General features: G+C 62.0%; 11 protein-coding genes and 5 pseudogenes. 5 read left to right on the forward strand and 11 right to left on the reverse strand.

The features are described from left to right. The first annotated feature begins 21 nt into the window (after positions 1-21). Both SB822_RS28625 and SB822_RS28630 read left to right on the forward strand, forming a co-directional pair. Positions 22-1,044 (forward strand): UDP-glucuronic acid decarboxylase family protein, encoded by a 1,023-nt coding sequence (locus tag SB822_RS28625; RefSeq protein WP_410856149.1) that lies wholly within the window; start codon positions 22-24, stop codon positions 1,042-1,044. 109 nt (positions 1,045-1,153) lie between these two features. Then, positions 1,154-2,098, forward strand: a complete 945-nt coding sequence (locus SB822_RS28630; protein ID WP_410856150.1) for a YihY/virulence factor BrkB family protein — start codon at positions 1,154-1,156, stop codon at positions 2,096-2,098. Between the two features lie 64 nt (positions 2,099-2,162). Here the strand turns inward: SB822_RS28630 and SB822_RS28635 are convergent, their stop codons facing one another. From SB822_RS28635 to SB822_RS28665, 7 genes and pseudogenes are all read right to left on the reverse strand, one after another. Continuing rightward, positions 2,163-4,454, reverse strand: a complete 2,292-nt coding sequence (locus SB822_RS28635) for an FdhF/YdeP family oxidoreductase (RefSeq protein WP_410856151.1) — start codon at positions 4,452-4,454, stop codon at positions 2,163-2,165. Between the two features lie 71 nt (positions 4,455-4,525). Next, positions 4,526-5,022: pseudogene (locus tag SB822_RS28640) on the reverse strand (CinA family protein). A gap of 13 nt (positions 5,023-5,035) precedes the next feature. After that, positions 5,036-6,370 carry a c-type cytochrome gene (locus SB822_RS28645; protein ID WP_410856152.1) on the reverse strand — a complete coding sequence of 445 codons (1,335 nt, stop codon included), beginning with the start codon at positions 6,368-6,370 and terminating at the stop codon, positions 5,036-5,038. Continuing rightward, positions 6,367-7,356: a cytochrome c oxidase assembly protein gene (locus SB822_RS28650; RefSeq protein ID WP_410856153.1), complete on the reverse strand. Its 990-nt coding sequence runs from the start codon at positions 7,354-7,356 to the stop codon at positions 6,367-6,369. The genes SB822_RS28645 and SB822_RS28650 overlap by 4 nt, the downstream gene beginning before the upstream one ends. After that, a complete protein-coding gene (locus tag SB822_RS28655; protein WP_410856154.1) occupies positions 7,332-7,676 on the reverse strand; it encodes a hypothetical protein in 345 nt (114 codons plus the stop codon). Before SB822_RS28655 ends, SB822_RS28650 begins: the two co-directional genes overlap by 25 nt. Then, positions 7,673-10,270 (reverse strand): cytochrome c oxidase subunit I, encoded by a 2,598-nt coding sequence (gene ctaD / locus SB822_RS28660; protein ID WP_410856155.1) that lies wholly within the window; start codon positions 10,268-10,270, stop codon positions 7,673-7,675. Before ctaD ends, SB822_RS28655 begins: the two co-directional genes overlap by 4 nt. Continuing rightward, positions 10,267-11,273 (reverse strand): annotated as a pseudogene (locus tag SB822_RS28665) (c-type cytochrome). Before SB822_RS28665 ends, ctaD begins: the two are co-directional and overlap by 4 nt. Positions 11,274-12,023: 750 nt before the next feature. Here SB822_RS28665 and SB822_RS28670 point away from each other — a divergent pair. Together SB822_RS28670 and SB822_RS28675 are read left to right on the forward strand one after the other, a co-directional pair. Beyond that, positions 12,024-12,158 carry a hypothetical protein gene (locus SB822_RS28670; protein ID WP_410856156.1) on the forward strand — a complete coding sequence of 45 codons (135 nt, stop codon included), beginning with the start codon at positions 12,024-12,026 and terminating at the stop codon, positions 12,156-12,158. Between the two features lie 898 nt (positions 12,159-13,056). Next, positions 13,057-17,202, forward strand: coding sequence for a CheR family methyltransferase (locus SB822_RS28675; RefSeq protein WP_410856157.1), 4,146 nt, complete (start codon positions 13,057-13,059; stop codon positions 17,200-17,202). 649 nt (positions 17,203-17,851) lie between these two features. Here the strand turns inward: SB822_RS28675 and SB822_RS28680 are convergent. The 3 genes and pseudogenes from SB822_RS28680 to SB822_RS28690 form a co-directional block, all read right to left on the reverse strand. Then, entirely contained in the window at positions 17,852-18,046 is a 195-nt protein-coding gene (locus SB822_RS28680) for an SDR family oxidoreductase (protein ID WP_410856158.1), read from the reverse strand. Positions 18,047-18,052: 6 nt separating this feature from the next. Beyond that, positions 18,053-20,990: pseudogene (locus SB822_RS28685) on the reverse strand (Tn3 family transposase). Then, positions 20,987-21,160, reverse strand: a pseudogene (locus tag SB822_RS28690) (site-specific integrase); the annotation flags it as partial. The pseudogenes SB822_RS28690 and SB822_RS28685, both read right to left, overlap by 4 nt. A 16-nt stretch (positions 21,161-21,176) precedes the next feature. Here SB822_RS28690 and SB822_RS28695 point away from each other — a divergent pair. After that, positions 21,177-21,332: pseudogene (locus SB822_RS28695) on the forward strand (tyrosine-type recombinase/integrase); the annotation flags it as partial. 126 nt (positions 21,333-21,458) lie between these two features. Here the strand turns inward: SB822_RS28695 and SB822_RS28700 are convergent. After that, positions 21,459-22,889 carry an ISKra4 family transposase gene (locus tag SB822_RS28700; protein ID WP_410856159.1) on the reverse strand — a complete coding sequence of 477 codons (1,431 nt, stop codon included), beginning with the start codon at positions 22,887-22,889 and terminating at the stop codon, positions 21,459-21,461. Position 22,890: the final 1 nt, after the last annotated feature.

A 22,890-nucleotide genomic window follows, 5' to 3' on the forward strand; every position in this document is an offset into this window, starting at 1 on the left:
GACTTTGCCAGGAGCACGATCATGAAAGAGGCATCGCGCAAACGCATCCTCGTCACAGGCGGCGCAGGTTTTCTCGGCTCGCATCTATGCGAGCGGCTCGTCGCGCAAGGACACGACGTGCTATGCGTGGACAACTTCTACACGGGCACGAAGGACAATATCGCGCATCTGTTCGACTGCGCGAACTTCGAACTGATGCGCCACGACGTCACGTTTCCGCTCTATGTCGAAGTGGACGAAATCTATAACCTCGCTTGCCCAGCGTCGCCGATTCATTATCAGCACGACCCCGTGCAGACGACGAAAACCAGCGTGCACGGCGCAATCAATATGCTGGGACTCGCGAAACGCGTGAAGGCGAAGATCTTTCAGGCATCGACCAGCGAGGTCTATGGCGACGCGCGCGTGCATCCGCAGACGGAGGACTACTGGGGACACGTGAATCCCATTGGCCCACGCTCCTGTTATGACGAAGGCAAACGTTGCGCCGAGACGCTGTTCATGGACTATCGCCGTCAGCATGGACTCGACATCCGCATCGCGCGCATTTTCAACACCTATGGGCCACGCATGCATCCCGCCGACGGGCGGGTCGTGTCGAACTTCGTGATGCAGGCGTTGAGCGGCGAACCGTTGACAGTGTATGGCGATGGCTCCCAGACGCGCTCATTCTGTTACGTCGACGATATGATCGACGCGTTCCTCCGGCTGATGAACCTGCGGAACTATCCAGACGGTCCCGTCAATCTCGGCAATCCGCATGAAGTGTCGATGCTGCAGATCGCGCAACAGATCGTCGAGATTACGGGTTCGAAGTCGGAAATCGGGTTTCGTCCGCTGCCCATCGACGACCCGTGGCACCGGCAGCCGGATATCACGCGCGCCACGCAATTGCTTGCATGGGCGCCCGTGACGTCGCTCGAAGCGGGTCTGGCGAAGACAGTCCCTTATTTCTCGGCGCTTTCGTACCCCGTTTCATGTGCGCCGGGTGTGCAGAACGGACACGCCGAGCCAGCGTTGCAGCGCGAACGCGCAGGAGGGTGACCGAACAGACGGCTCGGATCTTCGACGCGTCGCATGTGTAACCCGATGTGCAGGGCACAGCCATTGCTGAATGTCGATCGTCTTCACCGCCGCGCTCAGGACGTCCGCCATGCAACCGACCAACGTTCTAAAGCCATCACGTCATTCCCGGCCGTCGCCCCGTGGCGGCCGCGGCGTCGTCGCGTTTGTGAAAGAGGTCGCAAGCCGGTTCTCCAGCGACCGGTGCACGACGCTGGGCGCCAGCGTCGCCTTCTACTGCGCATTCTCACTCGCGCCGACGCTTCTGATCGTGCTGGCGATCATCGGCTGGTTCTTCGGACGCGACGCCGCGCAGGGAAAACTGTTCAACCAGATCAAAGGCATTCTCGGCGCGGACGCGGCCAGCGCGATACAGTCGATCGTCGAACATGCGCACTACTCGGGCAACGGCGGCATCGCGGCGTTGATATCCATCGTGCTGCTTGCCGTCGGCGCATCGGCAACGTTCTCGTCGCTCAACACGGCTCTCGACGTCGTGTTCCGCACCAGTTCGCCGAAAGGACTTGCAGGCGTCGCGCTGCTGTTGCGAGCGCGGCTCGTTTCGCTCGGTCTGGTGATGGGTCTTGCATTCCTGCTCGTCGTCTCGCTCGTTCTCGACGCCGCAGTTCAGACAGTAGGAAACGCACTTTTTGGCAGCATGGCGCTCAGCGTTTTCGCCGAGGTAGCGCAGACGCTGCTCGGCCTTGTGATACTGACGGTTGGACTGGGCGCGCTCATCAAGTGGCTGCCCGACACGCACGTCCCGGTTCGGCCCGCGATGATCGGAGGGCTTGTTGCGGCGGTATTCTTTACGGTGGGGCGCCATCTGTTCGGCTTTTATCTGGCACACGCAGGCACTGCGGGCTCGTTCGGCGCGGCCGGCTCGCTTGCCGTGCTGATGATGTGGCTATACTTTTGCGCCGCCGTTTTCCTGCTGGGGGCAGAGGTCGTCGCCGCGCTAAGCGGGACGCCTTCTCGCGACGACAGCGACACGCCACTGCGCGTGCCCGCATCCGATACCACGACGCGACGTTGAGCACAGCGCGGCAGCATGCAGGCAGCCGCCCGGCCGCCTGCCCGGGTTCTCTCTCAACCGGGTTTCACATGCGTTCACGCACGATCCGCACAGGCACCGACTTCGCAGCCGGCACCTTACTTTCCTTCGCGTGGTGCGACAGCGGAATGAGCGGATTGCATTCGGGGTAGTAACCGCCGACGCACCCTTCCGGCAGATCGAAACTCACGACCCTGAAACCATCTACCTGACGCTTCACGCCATCGGGCGATACGGCTTCGAGCGATATCGACATGCCCGCTTCGAGCCCTTGACGCGCGATGTCCGCGGGATTCATCAATACGACCATCCGCGTGCCGCTGATGCCGCGAAAGCGGTCGTCGAGCCGATAGATCGTCGTGTTGAACTGGCTGTCGCTGCGCAACGTGAACAGACGTAAATCGGTGGGACTGCGCTCCGGCATGTCGGGGTCTTCGTTCAATGTCCCGGGCACAAGAAACTCCGCTTTACCGCTCTTCGTTTGCCACTTCCGTTCGCGCGCTGGCAGCGGACGGTGAAAGCCGCCGGGCGTCCATAGGCGCGCGTTGAAGTCGTGAAAGATGTCAGGGTAGGTTTGCGCGATCGCATCGCGGATCAGCGCATAGTCGTTGCTCCATGCTTCCCAGTCGACCGATGACTGATCGAGCGTGGCCATCGCAATCCCCGCCACGATGGCCGGTTCCGACAGCAGACGGTCGCTTGCCGGCAACGCGACGCCGCGCGAGCCGTGCATGCAGCCCGTGCTGTCCTCCATCGAGACCGCCTGCGCCTTGCCAAGGCGCGCGTCGATCTCGATACGGCTCAGGCAGGGCAGCAGGTAAGACACTTCCCCATGCACGAGATGACTCCGGTTGAGCTTGGTCGCGACGTGCACGGTCAGGCGTAGCTTGCGCCATGCCGGTTCGATCGCGTAACGGTCCGGAACCGATCTGACGAGGTTGCCGCCAAGCTGCATCACCGCCCGCACGCGACCGTCGATCACGCCCTTGCACGCATCCACAGTCGCCATGCCCTCATGGCGTGGCGGCTCGAAATGGTATTGTTCGGTGAGCTTGTCGAGCGGCACAAGCGACGGTTTTTCCGTGATACCCACCGTGCGCTGGCCTTGCACGTTCGAATGTCCGCGTATCGGCGATGGACCTGCTCCCGGCTTGCCGATGTTGCCGCGCAGAAGCAGCAGGTTCACGATCATCCGCACGTTCTGCACACCCATCCGATGTTGCGTGAACCCCATGCCGTAGTGCGCGATGACGGCCCTGGCTCGCATGTACTCGTCGGCGGCCGCGATCAGCGCTTCGCGTGGCAGGCCGCTCTCCTGTTCGATCTCCTCCCAGCCGGTGTTGCGCACATAGCTGGCAAACGCGTCGAAGCCTGTCGTGTGCGCGGCGATGAAGGCAACGTCGATAATGCGTGCGCCACCTTCCGACTGCGCGCGGTCGTCCGCTTCGATCACTGCCTTGCAAATGCCGGCAATCGCCGCGGAGTCACCGCCCGCCTTCACCTGGTGGTACTGCGTGCTGATCTGCGTCGCGCCAGGCTTGAGCATCTGCGACGGCGACTGGGGATTCACGAAGCTGACCAGCCCCGGCTCGCGGATCGGATTGAACGTGATGATCGGCACGCCGCGCTCGCGCGCCGCCTGAAGGTCGTGCAGCATGCGCGGACTGTTGGTTCCGACGTTCTGGCCGAAGAAGAACATCAGATCGGTCTGGGTGAGATCGTCGAGCGTGACGGTCCCGACGCCGACGCCAATCGCCTCCTTGAGGCCGACACTCGTGCTTTCATGACACATGTTCGAACTGTCGGGCAGATTGTTGGTGCCGTACATGCGCGCGAGAAGCTGGTACATGTATGAGGTTTCGAGCGACGCACGCCCCGATGTGTAGAACACGACAGAATCGGGATCGAGCGCCCGCAGCTCGCCTCCGATCTCACCGAACGCATGTTCCCAGCTGGTTTCGACATACCGGTCGGTGGCGGCGTCCCAGCGCATCGGGGCACACAGACGTCCCACTTCCTCGAGATCGTGGTCATGCCATGCTTCGAGTTCGCTCACGGTATGTGCCGCGAAAAATTCAGGATCGACGCGGCGCGACGTCAAGTCCCATGCGGTCGCCTTGGCGCCGCTTTCGCAGAACTCGAACGGATGCGGATGGGCCGGCTTGGCCCATGAGCAACTGACGCACATGAAGCCGTCGGGCTTGTTCTGATGAACCAGCACGCGGCTCGTCGCGACCGGCGCGTGTTCATGCACGAGTGCGTCTGCTACGGCCTTGACGGAACCCCAGCCTCCGCTTGCGTGCTGATACGCATCTGACTTCTTGTGGACGGTGCTCATCGTGCGCTCCATGAATTACCTGGAGACGTTGCCAGCATCCGCCGTGCCTCGCGCCTTGCCGCGACGCGGGGTCAGCGCAGCGAACCCAGGGTGTTGAAGTAATGCTCGATGCGGGACAAGGCGTAACGAGCCGCGTGATGACGGATTTCGTTGCGGCTGCCGGTGAAACGTCGGGTTTTTGCAAACGTGACGATGCGACCATCGCGCATGCGGTACGCCCACGCGAAGCATTGTGTACCGGGCGGCGGTCCGTCCGATGGTCGGCAACACCCGTGTTGGCTACGGCAACATCGGCGCAACTCGCCTCCTGCTGCAATGCGCCTTCCGCCATCTCGCGGGCGACGGCTTCGCTCGTCAGGCCATGTGCCTGCATGGTCGCGTGCTGTACGCCGAGGAAGCCCGCCTTGCCCGACGGAGAATACGTCACGAAGCCCACGTCGAGGCACGCCCCGCTTCCCGGAACTTCAGCGAGACACGATGCGATCTGCCCCGCCGTGCATGACTCGGCTGTCGCGAGCTTGAGGCCGCGCGAGCTGAGAAAAGACACCACCTGTCGTGCCACGTTCATGGCTCCCCCTCTGTCACTTGTGCAGTTCGCCGCGCAGCGTGCTTACATCGTTGGCCGTGACGGGTTGCGCGTTGTTGCCCCACGCACCGCGGATATAGGTCAGCACCTGGGCAATCTGCACATCGGCCAGCGTCCCGACGAAGCCGGGCATCGACTGGCGCGGCGGCCCCGTGAGCGTCGCCGGGCTATTGCCGCCTTCGACAAGCAGCCTGATCAGCGACGTCGTATCTTCCGTCAGCACTGAAGGGTTGCCGGCCAGCGAAGGAAAGGCGTTGGGAACGCCCATGCCGTCATCGCGATGACAGCGCGCGCAAAAACTGCGATATACATTGAAGCCGAGCGACAGTTCATCGGGCACGCGGTTGCCATTGACGGATGCGCGCGCCGGATCGGCGTTCGGCGTGTAAGTCCCGGACGGCTTTTGCGCGGGCAGCGACTTCAGATAGCGCCCGATTGCCTGCGCATCCTCGTCGGTGAGGTATTGAGAGCTGTCTTCGATCTGCTCGACCATACTGCCGTAGGCGATCACGCCGCCAGCGTGCCCCGTCTTCAGGAACGACGCAATGCTGGCGGCGCTCTTCCGACCGAGGCCGGATCCCTTATCGCCTGTGAGGTTCGGCGCGAACCAGTGATCGTTGACGCCGCCCGTGAGATAACTGTTCGAGGATTCGTCGTAGCCGCGCTCCTGGAACGCTTTACCGCGCGGCGTGTGGCACGCGCCGCAATGGCCGAGCGACCGCACCAGATACGCACCGCGATTCCATTGTGCGTCATGGTCGGCACGCGGCCGGTACACGCCGCGCGGCACGAACACCCGTTGCCAGAAGCGCAACGCCCAGCGCTGATCGAACGGAAACGCCACGTCCGAAGGGGGCGTCGGCTTGGCAACGGGCGCGACGCGATGCATGATGTATTCGTAGAGCGCCCGCATATCGTCGTCCGATACTTTGGCAAACGACGCATACGGCATCGCCGGATACAGGCGCTTGCCGCCCCGCGCGACGCCCTCGCGCATCGCGCGCGCGAAATCCTCATAGCTGTACTGGCCAATGCCGAATTGTTTGTCAGGTGTGATGTTGCTTGACATGATCGTGCCGAACGGCGAAGCGAGCCCTAGTCCGCCTGCGAGCGGTGCGCCGCGCTGGGCCGCCGTATGGCAGCCTGCGCAATCGCCTGCCTTCGCGACGTATTCGCCGCGCGCGAGCGTTGCGTCATCCGCCAGCGGCGCCTGCGCAGCAGCGGCGGCTTCATGGGGTGCCGGCGGATTGAGCAGCAGCGCGAGCACGCAGCCGCCCGACAAGGCGCAGGCTATGAGCCAACGGATGCGCGGCGTGCGGCGACGCTTCATCGCGTTCCATCCCGCGGCACAATCACCGCATGCCGCGTTGCGAGCACGGGCGCATTGGGGCGCGTCAGCCAGCGTGCGGCAATTGCAAGCCCACCGACCAGATATGCCGTCGCCGCGGGCACCCACATGATCATCCCGCCCAACTGCTGATCGCGCAGCGGATCGACACCTAGCGCGCTGCAAGGTTCTACGTACAGCGGATACCAGAGGCCCGGCGCGAGCGTGATCAGCGCGCCGAGCGCGCCCGTGTGGACCATCGTCGTGAAGAGCGACAGCATGGCGTGGCCGTCCGTCTGCCGCCGCGCGCCGTCGCCGGCGACCGTCCACCAGAACAGCAAGGCTGTCAGCAGAAAACTCGCGTGCTGCAGCGAATGCGCCCACTGGTGCAGCAGCGCCGCCTGGAACAGCGCGGGTGCATGCCATGTCCACAACGCCACCGCATGCAGTAGCCAGGCAACGAGCGGCAAGGTCAGCGCGTGCCAGCACCGGGAAAACCCGCGCGTCCTGACCAGCCGTCCAAGCCGCAACCGCGCACGCTTCGGCAGCGCCCATATCCATACGCCGAGCGGTCGGCCCATTACGAGCAACGGTGCGGCAATCAGCATCATCGATTCATGCTGCACCATATGCGCGGAGAAGAGCGCTGCGCCGAGAGGATCGAGCGGCGAGAACAGGGCTAGCGCGAGCCCTAGCCAGCCACCGGCAAACGCGGCGAGACGGGTCGCGCGTACGCGGGCGCCGCGCGCCTGCGCAGAGCCGCGTCTGCGCAGACGCCAATAGCCGGTACCGTATGCAACCAGGCTCGTGATCATCAGCGCAAGCACCCACGGCTCGCCCGTCCATCCGAACGAAGGCACTGCAGCGCTCGACGCGGACAGCACATGTGCCGCCACAATTCTGGGCGTGAGCAACGCGACGCACGCCGGCGCGGCAACGCGTCCGATTCGCATGCACGCCGCGTTCAGCGACAGGGTGAGATCAACCATTGCGGGAACCACATCATCAGCTGGATCAACGCCGACAGCGCGGCGACCAGCATCGCCATCAGCGCGAAGAATGCGGCGTGCGCGGTATCCGGCGCAGCGTCGGCATCGCGTACGTGCGATACGAGACGCCATCGCGTGTAAGCAAGCACCGTCGCCGCCGCCGAAAACAGAAATGCGACCGCACTGACGACATCGAGCGCCAGCGTGCTTTGCTGTGCGCACGCCACCTGCACCAGCGCATAGTTGAGACTCTGCGCACCGAGCACGACAAACGGCGCGACGACCAGACCGAGCCACGAAGCAAAAGAAGTCCGGATCATGGCGACATCCGTGGCACGAAATAGATCACCAGATAGATCGGCAGCCAGCTCAACACGACGAAATACCAGTAGACCGCGTTCTCGCTCGTGTCGACCAGCCGCTTCCCCTCGTATGGACCGAAGTACAGCAGCGCGGCAAGGACGGCGGTATCGACGGTGTCGGTGACCAGGTGCGTGGTATGAAGACCAAGCAGAAGCCACACAATCGATCCATACGCGTTCGCGTACCACATCACGTTCAGCGCGGCGAACTCGAAACCGCGCAACACCAGAAAGATCAGCGCGAACGCAAGGCAAATCACAAGCCACAGGCGTGCGCCTTCGCGGTTGCCCTTGTTCGCCGCTCGCCGCGCGAGTTCGTTGGGCACCATGCTCGCGATCAGCACCGCCGTATTTAGCGAGCCCCACAGCAGCGCTGGCGGCGGCGCATGCATCGGCCACACGGCGTTGACGGCTCGCAGATAGAAGTACATCGCGATGGCGAGCGCGAACGCCGTGCCCTCGATCAGCATCAGTCCCACAGTCGCCCACCACATCAGGCTGCGTGAACCAAAGCCGAAGCTCGGCAGGCCGCGCACGTCGAGCGTCGATGGTTGTGCGGGCGGCATGGCTATTTTCTTTGCATCGTTGTCCGGTGCATCGTCGGGCCAGCGTTCCAGCGCGCGCGCAATTGCGTTGCTGCGCCGCCTTGGCCAGAACCAGACGATCATCGCGATCGCGACGGGTACGGTGCCCCACCACACGGCCGACGGCGTATAGATCGAGCCGATGAAGAAGACCGTGGTCGCGATCGCGCTAAGGAACGGCCAGATGGACGGCGTCGGGAACAGCGGGCGCGTGTCGGGCTGCGCGTCGAGCACGGTCGTCGTCAGCACTTCGCGCGCAGTCGCCGTCAGTCCCGACACCCAGCGCGGCTCGCGCGGTGGCGCCCAAAGCGGCTCCTGTGCATGGACGACGGGCAGCGCGTCGAAGTTGTGAGGCGGCGGAGGGCTCGGCACGCTCCATTCGAGCGAGCCGCCGCCCCATGGATCGGCGCCCGCGTGCGATCCGCGTCTGCTGCTATGCACGATGTTGTAGATGAAGACCAGCATGCCTGCGGCCATCATGTACGCGCCGACGGTCGCGCCCAGGTTCATCGTGTCCCAGCCCATCCCGTGCGGATACGTCCACACGCGACGCGGCATCCCATGCAGACCGAGCAGGTGCATCGGAAAGAATGTCACGTTGAACCCGATAAAGAAGAGCCAGAAATGCCATCGACCGAGCTGTTCGTCCAGCATCCGGCCCATCACTTTCGGAAACCAGTAGTAGATCGCGCCAAACAGCGGAAACACCGCGCCGCCGATCAGCACGTAATGCAAATGCGCGACGACGAAGTACGTGTCGTGCACCTGCAGATCGAGCGATACCGATCCAAGCATCACGCCCGTCAATCCGCCCAGCACGAGAGTGAAGAAAAACGCCAGCACGAAATAGAGAGGCGTTTTCATATTGAGCCGGCCCGTCAGCAGGGTCGCGAGCCAGCAGTAAATCTGCACGCCGGACGGAACCGCGATCATCACACTCGCCGCCGTGAAGAAGCTCTTGCCGAGTGCGGGCACTGACGTCGCGAACATGTGGTGAACCCAGAGGCCGAACGCAAGGAATGCCGTCGCGATCAATGAGAGCACCATCGCCGGATAGCCGAACACCGGACGGCGCGAGAACGTCGCAACGATCGACGACATGAAGCCGAGCGCCGGGATGAAGATCAGGTACACCTCCGGGTGGCCGAAGAACCAGAACAGATGCTGCCATAGCAACACGTCGCCGCCGAGCGCCGGGTTATAGAACTGTGTGCCGACCAGGCGATCGAGGATCAGCGCTGTGCTCGCCAGCATGATGGCGGGCATCGCGAACAGCACCATGAACTGCGTCACCAGCGTCGCCCGGACGAACAGCGGCATGCGGTTGAGCGACATGCCGGGCGCGCGCATCTTGAGGATCGTCGCAATCAGCACCACGGCTTCGAGCAGCCCGGAGAGCTCCGTGAACGTGATCATCTGTGCCCAGATGTCCGTGCCTTTGCCCGTCGAATAGTCGGGGCCCGCAAGCGGCACATAGCTGAACCAGCCGGCGCGCGGCCCGGCGCCCAGCGCGAACGCGACGTACAACGTCAGTCCGCCGAACAGAAACACCCAATACGCGTAGGCGTTGACGCGCGGAAATGCGATGCTGCGCGCGCCGATCATCAGGGGCACGAGCCACGCTGCAACCGCCTGCATGACGGGCACGGCGAACAGGAACATCATAGTCGAGCCGTGCACCGTGAAGAGCTGGTCGTAGACGTCCGGTCCGATCAGCCGGTTGTCCGGGCGGGCGAGCTGGGTGCGCATGGCGAGCGCAAGCAGTCCTGCCAGCAGGAAGAAAACGAATGTCGTGACGATGAAGCGGCGCGCGATGGTCTTGTGATTGACGGCGGACAGCATGCCGATCAAGCCACCCGGGTCGCGCCAGGTTTGCTCGAGCGCATCCTTTACGTGCTGCGGCGCGTCCGGCCCGTCCTTCAGGTCGAGGTTCACATCCATCGCGACTCGCGGTTCAGCAGTGCTCATTGCAAGGTCCCCAGCCACGCGATGACGGCACGCAGATCGTCGGCGGCCAGCGGCACCGCCGGCATCGTCGTGCCTGGTTTGACCGCTTGCGGATCGCGAATCCATTGGTGCAGACCGGCGGGTGTGTTGGCGAGCCCTCCTGCGGCGATCGTCTGACGGCTCATCAGATGCGTGAGGTCGGGACCGAGCGTGCCTTGTGCGGAGGAGCCACGCACCGTATGGCATCCGGCACAACTCGACTGTTCGAAGATTTGTCGTCCGCGTTGCGCGAGGGCGTCGGACGCACCGGAAGCGGATGTCGCCTGCTGGCCGCACCATGCCGCGTATTGCTCCGGCGATTGAGCAACGACGAGCATCGCCATTAGCGCGTGCTCGGCGCCGCAAAACTCTGCGCATTGGCCGCGATATATGCCGGGCTTGTCGGCGCGAAACTCAATGGTCGTCTGGATGCCCGGCAGCATGTCCTTCTTGCCGTGCAGATTCGGCACCCAGAACGTATGGATCACATCACCCGCCTTAAGATCAACGATGACAGGCCGGCCGGCGGGCACGTGTAGCTCATTTGACGTACTGCTCGTCGGCCTGGTGTTCGCCGACGCGTGAAGCCGGGCTGCCCCGATTCCGGCGAATAGACTGCTCTCGACGGGCAGCTTCGAGAGGGCGCGATCCGTCATCACGAGCTTGCCACCACCATTGCTGCCCCGTCACTCATTGCGGCGACGGCTGCATCGGTCGTGACCGCGTTGCGCGTGCGCGTCGAAGTTTGCTCGTCGGGTTGAGGAGTCGGCGGCGATGAGTCATTGTTGCGCCGGCTGCGGATGAGCGCGACGAGCGTGGCGAGAAGCACGGCTGCGAAAACGGTTCCGCAGATGAACAGCGTCAAATTCCACAGGCGCAGGATATGCGCCGCCTGAACGCCTGCAGGCTCGAGCGCGCTCTGTTGCGGCGCGGCAGCGACGGCCGGCCGCGACGCACAACCGCCGCTCGCCGATGACGGCTTCATCCTGCCGTCCAAGGGCGAAACCAGTTACGCCTGGGCCGCCGGCGACCGAGCAGGGATTGCGCGAGCAGCAACCCGATTAGCTTGTGCGATCGCTGGCTACCAGCACGCAAGATCAGATGGTTTATGCAGTGACAATGCACGCCTGTCTTTGCTGCGGCACCTTTGCTTTACCCGGTTCGACTGCGGAATCGGACGAGTCTTCTTGGCACGACAGGCCCGAAGACGCGCGAGGTACGGATCATGCGGATGTACTGGCAAGTCAACGTACCGGGGGAACCGAAATGGATTTGCTTGGAATTGCGCGCGCAGCAGGATTCACGATACTGCTGGAAGCCCGGATTGGCGGGCACGAATACAGCAGCGTCTGTGGGACGAAAGAGGCGCTCGAGTGCTTTGCAGATTTGATCCGAAAGGCGATGTTGGAGGAGTCCAACCGGCGTCGCAGATTTCGGCCAGCCTACCCGTCAACCGGCGGTTGGCGGACGAGTTACATGCGTGCAAGGCCGCGACATGGTATTTCGAGACCGGGCGCATGACATCTGATTCGAATTTTTTGGAGATGAAATGCGATTTCGATCGTGCCGGATCGGGATGGATGGCCTGATCTCGAGGGCATCCGCGCCACACTGCCGAACACGATCCTCGCCACGCTGACGGCTGCCGAGTGCGCGAAGCTCGTCGGGCGCATGCTCGCATGGGACCTGCAACTGACGTGGGCGAACGGCGATGTGACCACCTTGCTGACGGGCCGTGTATCCGCAGGCGGTTGCGCGCGGTGGCGAAGCGGACACGCTAGCCGTTGCGTACGGCGAACTGGCTGCGCCGATTGTCGAGGCGATCCGCGAACTGGGTGCGCGCGTGGATACGCTTGAAGCGAAGTTGTAATGCTGTTTTGCCTGATTTGCCAAATCGTGCCACACGCGTTCCGTCGCCGCTCCCGTCGCATCTCTGCTCGCCGGCCGCGCCGAGAGGTTTCTGGGCCGATCTGGCTCGATCCGGTCAGATCTACTTTGCGCATTTAGGATATGGACGCGGCGCGTTGCCCGCCGCGATCGACCTCTGTTCGAACAGCCAGTAGTGACAGGCCGACGCGTGAGACGAGAAGCCTTCGCCGCGTTCATGAAGGATGTTGACCCACTCCGTCACCTCGCGAACGGATGGCTTTGGTACTTCGCCGGTCCACAGCGCTGCGACGAGATATTGATCAACTTCTATGGGCGATCCGCTGACGATAGTCGCAGGAATCGCAACCGGGTTAGGTCTGCTATCGAGCATGTCAAGCAGGAATCGGAGCGTGGGATTTTCAATCTTAAAACGAATTGGCAAATCGTCAACTACTGTCCAAGGCCGGCCCGGAGGGGCGGAAAAAAGCCCGAATCCGCTTCGCGCCAGCACCCCGCGGCAGTTCTGTTGGGGCGTCGCATCTAGCAGAAATTCGGTTTCGGACGTCCTCTGGATTAGAATAATATTCTCTCCTGGCCACTAAAGTATCCGCCAGGTTGGCGCCGTCTTGACGCGTACTGTCCCGGTTGTCACCCTCCGGATAGGTCTGTGCAATCGACAGAACGTCAGTAGGAACATCGCTTGCGCTATAAGGATGTCAATGTTTGGTCGTAGCGTTCGACGAACCTGCATCCGAGGATTCCAGGAATCGGTCGCGACAACGCGCTGTCGGTATCCGTGTACCTGGGCCGCAGCGTCGACTTGCGCAGCGGACCGGTCCCCTCCCAACAGTTCGCGCGAAGAATACTGAACTGTCAAACCGAAGGTGTTTCGCTTTTCCATGACCACCGACACATCCACGGATTCGCCTGCTGGCCAGCCAGCCCCTGGGCGTTCAACGCTCAACTTCCCGGTGGTCGGAATCGGCGCATCCGCAGGCGGCATCCAGGCGCTGCTGCGTTTTTTTGAACAGATGCCGGGCGACGTCGACATGGCGTTCGTTGTCGTGCTGCACCTGTCTCCGAAATACGAAAGCCGCGTCGATGAAGTGATCCAGCGCGTCACCACAATGCCCGTCACGCAGGTACTCGAGCAGACAAGGATCGAAAAGAGCCACGTCTACCTGATTTCGCCGTCTAACGATCTCTCGATGGCAGACGGACACCTGCGGGTGACACGGGCCGAACGCCAGGGTCGTCCGCCAGTGGCGATCGACCGGTTTTTCCGTAGCCTTGCCGACGCCCACGGCGCGCGCGCCATGAGCATCATCCTGTCAGGCACGGGCAGCGACGGGACGGTGGGGATTGGCCGTATCAAGGAGTGCGGCGGTATTGCGCTCGCCCAGACTCCCGACGACGCCGAATATCCTGAGATGCCGCAAAGCGCGATTGCGAGTGGGCAGATCGACATCGCGTTACCGGTGGTTGATCTGCCGCAAAAGCTGGTCGAGCTATGGGCAAACGCGCGGGTCATCAAACTCCCCGCCGCAGACGAGCGACCGGATCGCACGTTGCCCTCTGCAGAGCCTGATGACACGGCTGAACAGGCATTGCACGACATACTCACCACGCTGCGCACGCAGACCGGGCATGACTTCCGGCACTACAAGCGCGCCACAGTCCTGCGTCGCATCGAGCGGCGCCTGCAGGTCAACGCGCAGCCCGACCTGAAGGCCTATCGACGCTATCTCGGCAGTCACCCCGACGAAACGCGTGCGCTGCTCAAGGACATGCTGATCGGGGTGACGAATTTCTTTCGTGACCGGGAAGCGTTCGAAGCGGTCGAGCGTGAAGTGTTGCCCCGTATTTGCGGCGGCGGGGCACTGCCCGCCGAGCAGGTGCGAGCGTGGGTAGCGGGCTGCTCGACGGGCGAAGAGGCGTATAGCCTTGCGATGCTGTTGACGGAGGCGCTACCGGACCATTCGACCTCCGCACAGGTTCAGGTATTCGCCACAGACATCGATGATCGCGCGATCGAGATGGCCCGATCCGGCCGTTATCCTGAATCCATTCTCACCGACGTCCCACCGTCCCGGCTGCGGCAATTCTTTACTCATACTCGCGGCGCTTATGTCGTCAACAAGCCGCTACGCGAGAAGGTACTGTTTGCGGCACACAACATCCTGCGCGATCCGCCGTTTTCGCAGCTCGACCTTGTGTCGTGTCGCAACCTGCTGATCTACCTCGACCGCAGCGTGCAACGTCAGGTGTTGCAGACCTTTCATTTTGCGTTGCGGCCGGGTGGCTATCTGTTTCTGGGAAGTTCCGAATCGGCAGAAATCGCCGAGGAACTGTTTTTTCCGGTCGACAAGAAAAACCGCATCTATCGCGCAAAGAGCAATGCAAACCGGCCTCGCGTGACGCCCGTGCTGCCGGTCGCCGGCAAGACGTTGCAGCCGTTGCCAGCGGAAGTTGTCCGTCCGGCGTCGCGTCCCTCCAGCTTTTCGTTCGCGAATCTGCATCAGCGGCTAATCGAGCACTACGCACCGCCGAGCATCCTGATCGACCGGGAAGCCGAGATCCTCCATATTTCCGAGCATGCCGGACGCTTTTTGCGCTATGTGGCCGGCGAGCCGTCGCATAACCTGCTGACGGTGATCAATCCCGAGTTGCGTCTCGAGCTCCGGACCGCAATTTTTCAGGCGCTGCAATCCGGCAAGAGTATCCATGCGGAAAACGTCCGTTTCCCGCAAGGCGACGCCAATTCGTACGTGAGGATGATAGTGCATCCGTTTCATGACGACGTGGCGGGCGGCGACGTGATGGCCGTTCTTTTCAATGAGATCGTGGTCAAGGAAAGCACCGATGAACCGGACACCAGCCGTCATGCGGACCACAATCCCGTCATTGCCCATCTGGAAAGCGAACTGCGTCGCTCGAAGGAACTGCTGCAATCCAATATCGAACAGGCGAGTGTATCGACGGAGGAGCTGAAGGCTTCCAATGAGGAGTTGCAGGCGATCAACGAAGAACTGCGTTCAGCGACGGAAGAACTCGAAACCAGCAAGGAGGAACTGCAGTCCGTCAATGAGGAGCTGGTCACCGTCAACGCGGAATTGCAGTCGAAGGTGGAGGACGAGGCCAAGGCCAAGGACGACCTGCAGAACCTGATCGCTTCGACGGGGATCGCGACCATCTTCGTCGACCGGCAGATGCGCATCAAGCGTTTCACTGAACCTGCGGTTGGCATCTTCAAGCTGATCGCGACGGACGTCGGCCGCCCGCTGCCGGATCTCACCCATCGCCTGAATTATCCCGAACTGACCGCCGATGCGACAGCGGCGTTCGAGTCGCTCAAGACGACCGAGCGGGAAGTCTGCACGAATGACGGCGAATGGTTCATCGCCCGGATCTTGCCATACCGGACACTTGACGACCACATCGATGGCGCCGTGCTGACGCTGATCGACATCACCAAGCGACGGCAGGCGGAGCAGTCGGCGCGCAGCAGTGAAGAACGTCTGAAGTTCGCTGCGCTGACCACCGACGACTACGCGATCATCGTGCAGGATCTCGATGGCGCGATTGTCAGCTGGAACAGGGGCGCCCAGAATATCTTCGGCTACGCGGAATCCGAAGTGCTGGGGCAGCCAATCGATGTGATCTTTACCGCAGAGGACAGAGCGCAGGGCGCGCCGCTGGCGGAGCGAACCCAGGCCAAGGACACCGGCCGGGCCGAGGATGAACGCTGGCACGTGCGAAGCGACGGCAGGCGGATTTATTGCAGCGGCGTGATGACGATGGTCACGACCGGGGAATTCAACGGCTACGCGAAGATTGCGCGGGACGTGACGGACCGCAAAAGCATCGAGAGTCAGCAGGCGCTCAGGCTGGAACTCGAACGGCGCGTTCGCGAGCGCGCTGAGTCGGCGAATCGTCAGAAAGACGAGTTTTTTGCCGTGCTGTCACATGAACTCAAAAATCCGCTGAACCTGATTCATGTCAAGGCCGAGATGCTGACGCGCTCACCCGAGGTTCGGAAGATAACACTTGTGCAGGACGCGGCGGATGCCATCCTGCGCTCGGTTGTTGGCCAGGCCAAGATCATCGACGATCTGCTGGATCTGTCGCGCGCACGAACCGGAAAGCTTGCGCTCCATTTCACGGCGGTCGACGTCGCGTCGATCCTGCACGCGGTAATCGATGCGAGCGCAGTCGATGCGGCGGCCGGTGGCGTCACCCTGGCACTCACCGGCGCGGAAAGCGCTGCAACGATTCAGGCCGACCCGGTGCGCCTCGAACAGATCTTGTGGAATCTGGTGCGTAACGCGTTGAAATTCACACCTTCGGGCGGACGCGTAGACGTGCGCATGTCTCACAAGGACGCGTTCCTGTGCGTCGACGTGACCGACACAGGGCAGGGCATCGCGCCGGACTTTCTGCCACGCGTGTTTGACATGTTCAGTCAGGCGGATACCGGTGCAGGTCGCGAGCGCGGCGGACTCGGCATCGGCCTGTCTCTCGTCAGGCAACTGGTCGAAATGCACGGCGGAAGGATCGAGGCGTATTCGAAAGGTCTGGGCACCGGCGCGCGGTTCAGTCTCAGGCTACCGGAGGTGCCACACTCGACTCAGCCGGCAACCCGGCGCGCGCAAGCCGATACAAGCGCACTCAAGGGACTACGCGTCCTGCTTGTCGACGACTCTGCGGAAGGGCTTGCAGGTTTTCGTGCGCTCCTTGAACTGGAAGGGGCGCAGGTGCGGCCCGAGCGCAATGGTCCGGACGCGCTGGCGGCTGCCAAAGAAGGCAAATTCGACCTGATCCTGTCAGACATCGGTATGCCCGGCATGAGCGGCTACGAACTGATCGCTGAACTGCGCAAGCTGCCAGGCATGGAGGCGGTACCGGCTTTTGCCCTGACAGGGTTCGGAAGGCAGAGCGATGCGGAGGAAGCAATACGGGCCGGATTCGATGCGCATCTCGGCAAGCCCGTGTCGTTGCACGCGTTACTCGGTGCGATCGGCAATGCCCGGATGGCGAAGCCCTGACCATGGGATGCGTGCGCAAACATGGAAATCGCATGCCGCCGACATCAGTCGTCACGCCAAAATGCCCGACCTGAAGCGGGATGAGGCATTTTCGAAGCGGACCCGGGTCCCCGGGGGTGTCTCAAGTCGGAGCGCGAACGGTCATTTGCCGGTGGTGCGCAACTGGCTGAATTGGTCGTCCTGAGTCCATCCGTGCTTCGAACTCATCGCCGCAAAGCGGTCATTGGTATTTCGCTCCCCGAAACCGGCCGGTCGTCAACGCGTACTCCCAACCCGGTCATTCGACATGTCGGCCATCGGATGGCTGCTTCTTGGCGCGTTGCTGCCATCTTCCATCTTGCGGGGGAAGACCGAGCGGTTAGGCCGCTGGCCTCGTTCAAAGGGTCCTCAAGCAGCGCTTCCAAACGTACTGGGCTCTGGACTGCATTGGAAACGGCCATGATGACCCTGTATAGATGGCTCGCGGCATTTGTGGGCGTGTAGAGATGTAAACTCTGTGGCGTCCGGATCGACTATCAGATCGCGATCTTGTTCGCGATCACGCTGTACAGGTCAATGTCCGTCTGCTCCGTTCGCAGCGAAACGATGAGGCTATAGCGAGCGGCAAGGCGTAGCGCTCTAGACCAGGGCGCGTACCCGCGTACCGCCTTCAGAGTTGCGACCAACCGCCATCGACTGGAAGTTCCATGCCTGTCGTGAAGGTCGCATCGAACCCGAGGTAGAGGACCGCCTTCGCAATTTCCCCCGACGTGCCGAAGCGCTTCATCGGAATCATGCCGATCGTCTTCTCCCTAACCTGGGCGACCACGAGGGGCGGCCGGGATTCGTAAAAAATCCGCCACATCTCGATCTACGCTGCTGATTTAAATACGAATTCAATGGTTGGATCGAGTGGCGGCACGGATCGCTGGAGATCCAGCAGATAGTCGCCGAGCCGGTTGATGTGCTCTCGCCGGTATGGCGACAGCACCTTGAGAACATGGGCGTCGACCGGATGCCCCTTCTGCTGCACCATGTTCGCGACGAGGTGGTTGTACTTGATCACTTTGCGCTGCTCGTGCCGGACGTTTTCGGCGATGACGCCTTCGCCGCCGAACATCAGCCACTGCGCGAAGTCATTAAACTGCTCGCTCTTGTTGGTCGCCGCGTGAATCGTGCGGCGCAACTCCGGGTCATTGAGATATTTCAGCAGGAACAGCGTCCGGATCACACGCCCGAGTTCCCGAAACGCAAAGTACAGCTTGTTCTTCGTGCTCTCCGATCCGAGCCGGCGCAGGATTGTCGACGGCGTCATCTTGCCCGCCTTGATCGATACCGCGACGCGCATCATGTCAGGATAGTGTCGCTCGATCAGCGTCCAGTCGATGGTCTGGCGACAAAGGCTGTCGATGTGCTCGTACTTGCGACGCCTGTCGGCCTTGTACAGCACGAGGTCCTTGATGTTGCGCATGCGCGGCATCAGGTTGATTCCCGTCACGTAGGACAGGCCGAACACCGGACCGCTCTGCGCCTGCGTATCGCCGTGGATCGTGTCGGGCTTGATGTCGGCCCCGTTCTGGATCAGTCCGTCAAGGATATAGACGGCTTCGTGAACACCACACGGGACGAAGTGGCTGAACAGCGCGATGTACATGTCGGACACGTGGTAGTAGCCGATCCCGCCGTATCCGCCATAGCGGACGTGGTACTCGGACAGCAGGTTCTGTTCGTACAGGCTCCACTTGGTGCCGTCCGCCGACGCGCGCTTGCCGCTACCCCAGTATTTCGGCAACGCGAACTGGTTGTAGGCGTTGATCACTTTCACGTTCGCCTTGTCGAGCCGCTCCTCGGTGACATGTTTGAGGTTCAGCCAGGCGACCTGCTTGCGGCTGAGCCCTTTCACCGAGCGCGCCGTCTGGCTGGGGCCCAGATTGCAGCCGTAGCAGAACAGCGTCGTGATGAAGCGCTTGCGCGGATCGTCGACCTTCGCGTCGAATCCGGACAGCGGGCCGAACAGTTTATACAGGTCCAGCCACTGCTCGGTTTCGGTGAGGAGATCCAGGATGCTGATCTGCGGCATCGATGCCGTGATCGCCTGATCGATCAGCGTCCGGTTCGGTGGTTCGGGCTCCTTGTCCGGTTTGTGAATGACGAGTTCCTGATCGACGAACTCGATGCTGTCGTTCGCCGGGAAGTTCGCATCGGTCTCGTCGAGCGCCGCGTTCAGACGGTCCCGCATATCCTTCGTGAAGCTCTTGCCGCCCGTGGGCAGCCCCACGATCTCGCAGTAGCGCGGCAGCTCACGCCGGAATTCCTCGTCGGAGACCTGGTGCATGCGGTAGTCGTCGAAGCGATCGCTGCCCTCGACGTAGAGATCGCCGGAATTCAGCTCGCGCATGATCTGGCTGAAGACGCCCAGTTCAAAAAACCGGCGGTGCAGCATACGGCTGTCCCGACCGTGCGGGAATACCGCACGCATCCACTTATCCGGTAGCCAGTCCAGCGGCAGGTTTGCGAGGTCGTTCTCCGTGAGCAGCAGGTATTCGCGGTGGGCGTTCCGGGAGCCCTGCAGCCAGGCGAGCGCGACCAGTACCGCGCGGTCCTGCGAGCTCGATCGCAACGGCAGCACGTCCAGGCACTGGAACAGCAGTGAGGGCTGGTTCCGGTACGGCACGAGCATGAACGGCAGGTCGAACTGGCCGGCATAGGCGATGTGCTCGTTGCATTGTGCAAGCGCTGCGGATGGGTCGCCGAGCGCCTCGCGGATTTTCGGCAACCCGTTGGCGTTCTGATACCCCTTCATCCTGAAGGATTTGCAGGACGTCCCGGAACTGCCCGACCAGTCCCTCCAGCACGCCGGCGTGTTCGAGTTGATATTTTTGAAGCCGGACCTTCGCGTAGGTCTCGAACTTGCGCATGACCTTGATGAAGATCTCGGCGACGTCGTCAAGCGCCTTCTGCAACTGCGCCTGGATGAAGAGTACCGCGAGCGCATGACGCTTCGCTACCTTGAGCGAACGCAGTTCCGCGACATCGAGCGCCCGCGCTTCAGTGACTAGCTGTGCTCGCTTGCTGACCGACAGGATCGCGGGCGGTGCCGGCAAGCCTTCCGCCAGTTTCCTGATCCCGTTGATATGTTTGAGGAAGCTCGAGATCGCCCGCGCAGCTGGCCTCTTCGGCTCCTGCTTCAGATCGTCCCAGCCCGACTTGCCGACCTTGATGACGAGGAGCCCATCGATCCTTTCGATCATGGCCGCATCCAGTGCGCCGGAGATCGTCGTCCAGATCGTTTCATTGAGGTCGTTGCGCGCCTGTGTGGCGATGCGCTGAAGCGTCGACAGTGGCGGTAGTTCGTAACGGCGGCGGACCAGTTCCTCGACCAGCACGTTGATGATGTCGGGCAGCTCGACTTTGGTCCTTGCCTCCCCCGACGCGAGATCGGCGAGCCACGCCGTCTCGTCCGCGTCGAACGGCCGGATGTCGAGCCAGGCGCGCAGCAGCTTCTGGTGCCGGATGCGAGTTCCAGATATGTCGTACCGCGCAATCGCCGTCCGGGGCAACGCCCGGGCTCGCATCGCGGTCCGGATGTGATCGGTGATGCCCGGCGGCACGTCCGAGAGCATCGGGAAGTAGCCGAGACGCTGCAGCAGTTTCATCTGGACCATGATCAGCATGGCGGTAGCTTCCTGCCGGGATTGCCGACGCACAAAGCGGATTTCCGCGGCGGTCGGGGTGAACGCCGCTTTCAGTTCCGCCGTGCCCGGTTCGGCGGGCAGGACCGGGTAGATGGTCTCGTGGACGGTGCTCATGCTGGTGGCCGTCTCGCGAAGATCCGCCCGATCTGCCGGGTACGCTGGACCTCGTCGTCGTCCAGGTAGATCGACGTGGTTGTGATCGACGCGTGACGCAGGTTGTCGCGTACGGTGGTCAGCGTCGCCCCGTTGGCCAGCGCGTGTGTTGCGTGCGTGTGGCGCTTATATCTTGCAAGATATAACCGGCACACGCATGTCACTCACGCGATCGCCAGAGGTGTCGAACTCAGCGCCGTCCGGGACAACCTTCGTCATGCTTCGATTTCGACCACATCGATCTATTTGCATGCGGACGATGTAAAGCGGGCACGGCAGTTTGGCCAGGCATTTACTGGGTGACTCCCTTATTCCGAAAGCAACGGAAACCAGGTCACCTTATAACCTACGGGCTTATGATAGCAATTCGACCGAATCGTGGTCAGGGGCCTTGTACGGGAGAGCGCGCCATTCCGGGGGCTGAGGTCTCTATGCAGCCTCGTTTAGCGCTGCTGGTTCTTCCGCTCTCATTCCCGGAAACCAGCGAGCGAAGGTTTTCCGCAGATCGTCGTTCAGAACCTGCACGCGGGTTTGCAGCAGCAGATGCGCGCCGCGCTGGGTCCAACGCATCTGCTGTTTTTTCACAAAGCGCTTGCTGACCACGTAGTTCACGGTCGACTCGACAAACGCCGTGGAAATCGTCTCATCGTGCCGGTAGCGGTCGCCGTAGTTCGGAATGAACGTCTGATTGGCCGCGATATAGGTGCGGAATTCCCGGACTGCCTTCTCCAGTTTCTTCTTGTTTGCCGGGTTCTCTTCCAGCATCTCCAGATCGTCGTCCAGGTCATCAATCCGTTGCAGGGCGTGCGGAACATTGCCGTGCCAGAGATTCCATTTGACGCTTTCCAGGCGTTTCTCCAGATCGGCCAGCCCGGTTGTAGTTTCCGGGTATTTGTCGCCGTGCTTCAGTTCCGCCGTCATCCCCTTGATCATTTGCCTCATCACGGTCAAGCGCATAGTGATGTGGAACCAGTCGAGCAGATGTTCGGATTCCGGGCTGAGATAGTGCTGCAGATCACGCACGGTGTCGCCGCCATCCGACAGAAAGACGACTTGCTGATTCATTTGCAGACCCTGCGATTTAAGCACCTCGTAAAGCCGGCGCTTGGGCTTGGTGTCGAACTTGTTGACGAATGCAAACACCTTGGCGCCACCCTCGGTCTGGACACTCTTGCCGGCAATGACCTCGAACCAGCCTTCGGTTTTCGACTTCTGGTCCGAAGCATGCACATAGCCGCCGTCCAGGCCGACCGTCAACGGTGGCCCCGGTGGCGGTTGTTTCGCCCAATCGCTGGGACAGCCTTCAATGAACTGGAACTGTTCCTCGCCCAGCTCACCCTCGATCCGTTCGGCAACGCGTTGCAGGTGGCGTCGCACGGACGTGGAGCTGATCTCTTCGGCGATCGGCAGGACTTCCGTCAGCAACTCAACGCTCAGCCCATAGGACATCAGCGAAGCGAACCTGGTCTCCAGATACAGCAGTTCGGGCGCGCAATGCGTGCTCAGCAGCTCGGCCAGGGGGCTTGAACTATGGCGGTTGTGGTTTTGGCAGGGGCAGTCGTAAAGACGCGGGCTGACCAGGTTAAGTTTCCCGAACAGGGTTCGATAAACAAGGGGATGTTGTCCTTTCCGGGTTCGGTGCGCGCCGCAGTCCGGACAGGTCTTGAATTTCTCGAGGTATTCCACGATCTGCTCAGTGACTACGGCCTGCTGCATGCCGTGTAGCAACACTTTCGCCTCCGCGAGTGTCAGGCCAAGGTCCTCCGGCCGCAGCGCACCGCGCTCCAGCCGCGCGATTTCCTCGACCTTCTCCGGTTCGCCATTTTCAGCTTCAACGACTACCTGTATTCGCATTTTCATC

It is taken from the genome of Paraburkholderia sp. SIMBA_054 (assembly GCF_046534875.1).
Taxonomy (GTDB): domain Bacteria; phylum Pseudomonadota; class Gammaproteobacteria; order Burkholderiales; family Burkholderiaceae; genus Paraburkholderia; species Paraburkholderia hospita.

Coding starts and splice junctions, on each gene's coding strand:
- SB822_RS28625 (WP_410856149.1), top strand. CDS start 22: ATGAAAGAGGCATCGCGCAAACGCATCCTCGTCACAGGCGGCGCAGGT.
- SB822_RS28630 (WP_410856150.1), top strand. CDS start 1,154: ATGCAACCGACCAACGTTCTAAAGCCATCACGTCATTCCCGGCCGTCG.
- SB822_RS28635 (WP_410856151.1), bottom strand. CDS start 4,454: ATGAGCACCGTCCACAAGAAGTCAGATGCGTATCAGCACGCAAGCGGA.
- SB822_RS28645 (WP_410856152.1), bottom strand. CDS start 6,370: ATGAAGCGTCGCCGCACGCCGCGCATCCGTTGGCTCATAGCCTGCGCC.
- SB822_RS28650 (WP_410856153.1), bottom strand. CDS start 7,356: ATGGTTGATCTCACCCTGTCGCTGAACGCGGCGTGCATGCGAATCGGA.
- SB822_RS28655 (WP_410856154.1), bottom strand. CDS start 7,676: ATGATCCGGACTTCTTTTGCTTCGTGGCTCGGTCTGGTCGTCGCGCCG.
- ctaD (WP_410856155.1), bottom strand. CDS start 10,270: ATGAGCACTGCTGAACCGCGAGTCGCGATGGATGTGAACCTCGACCTG.
- SB822_RS28675 (WP_410856157.1), top strand. CDS start 13,057: ATGACCACCGACACATCCACGGATTCGCCTGCTGGCCAGCCAGCCCCT.
- SB822_RS28680 (WP_410856158.1), bottom strand. CDS start 18,046: ATGTGGCGGATTTTTTACGAATCCCGGCCGCCCCTCGTGGTCGCCCAG.
- SB822_RS28700 (WP_410856159.1), bottom strand. CDS start 22,889: ATGAAAATGCGAATACAGGTAGTCGTTGAAGCTGAAAATGGCGAACCG.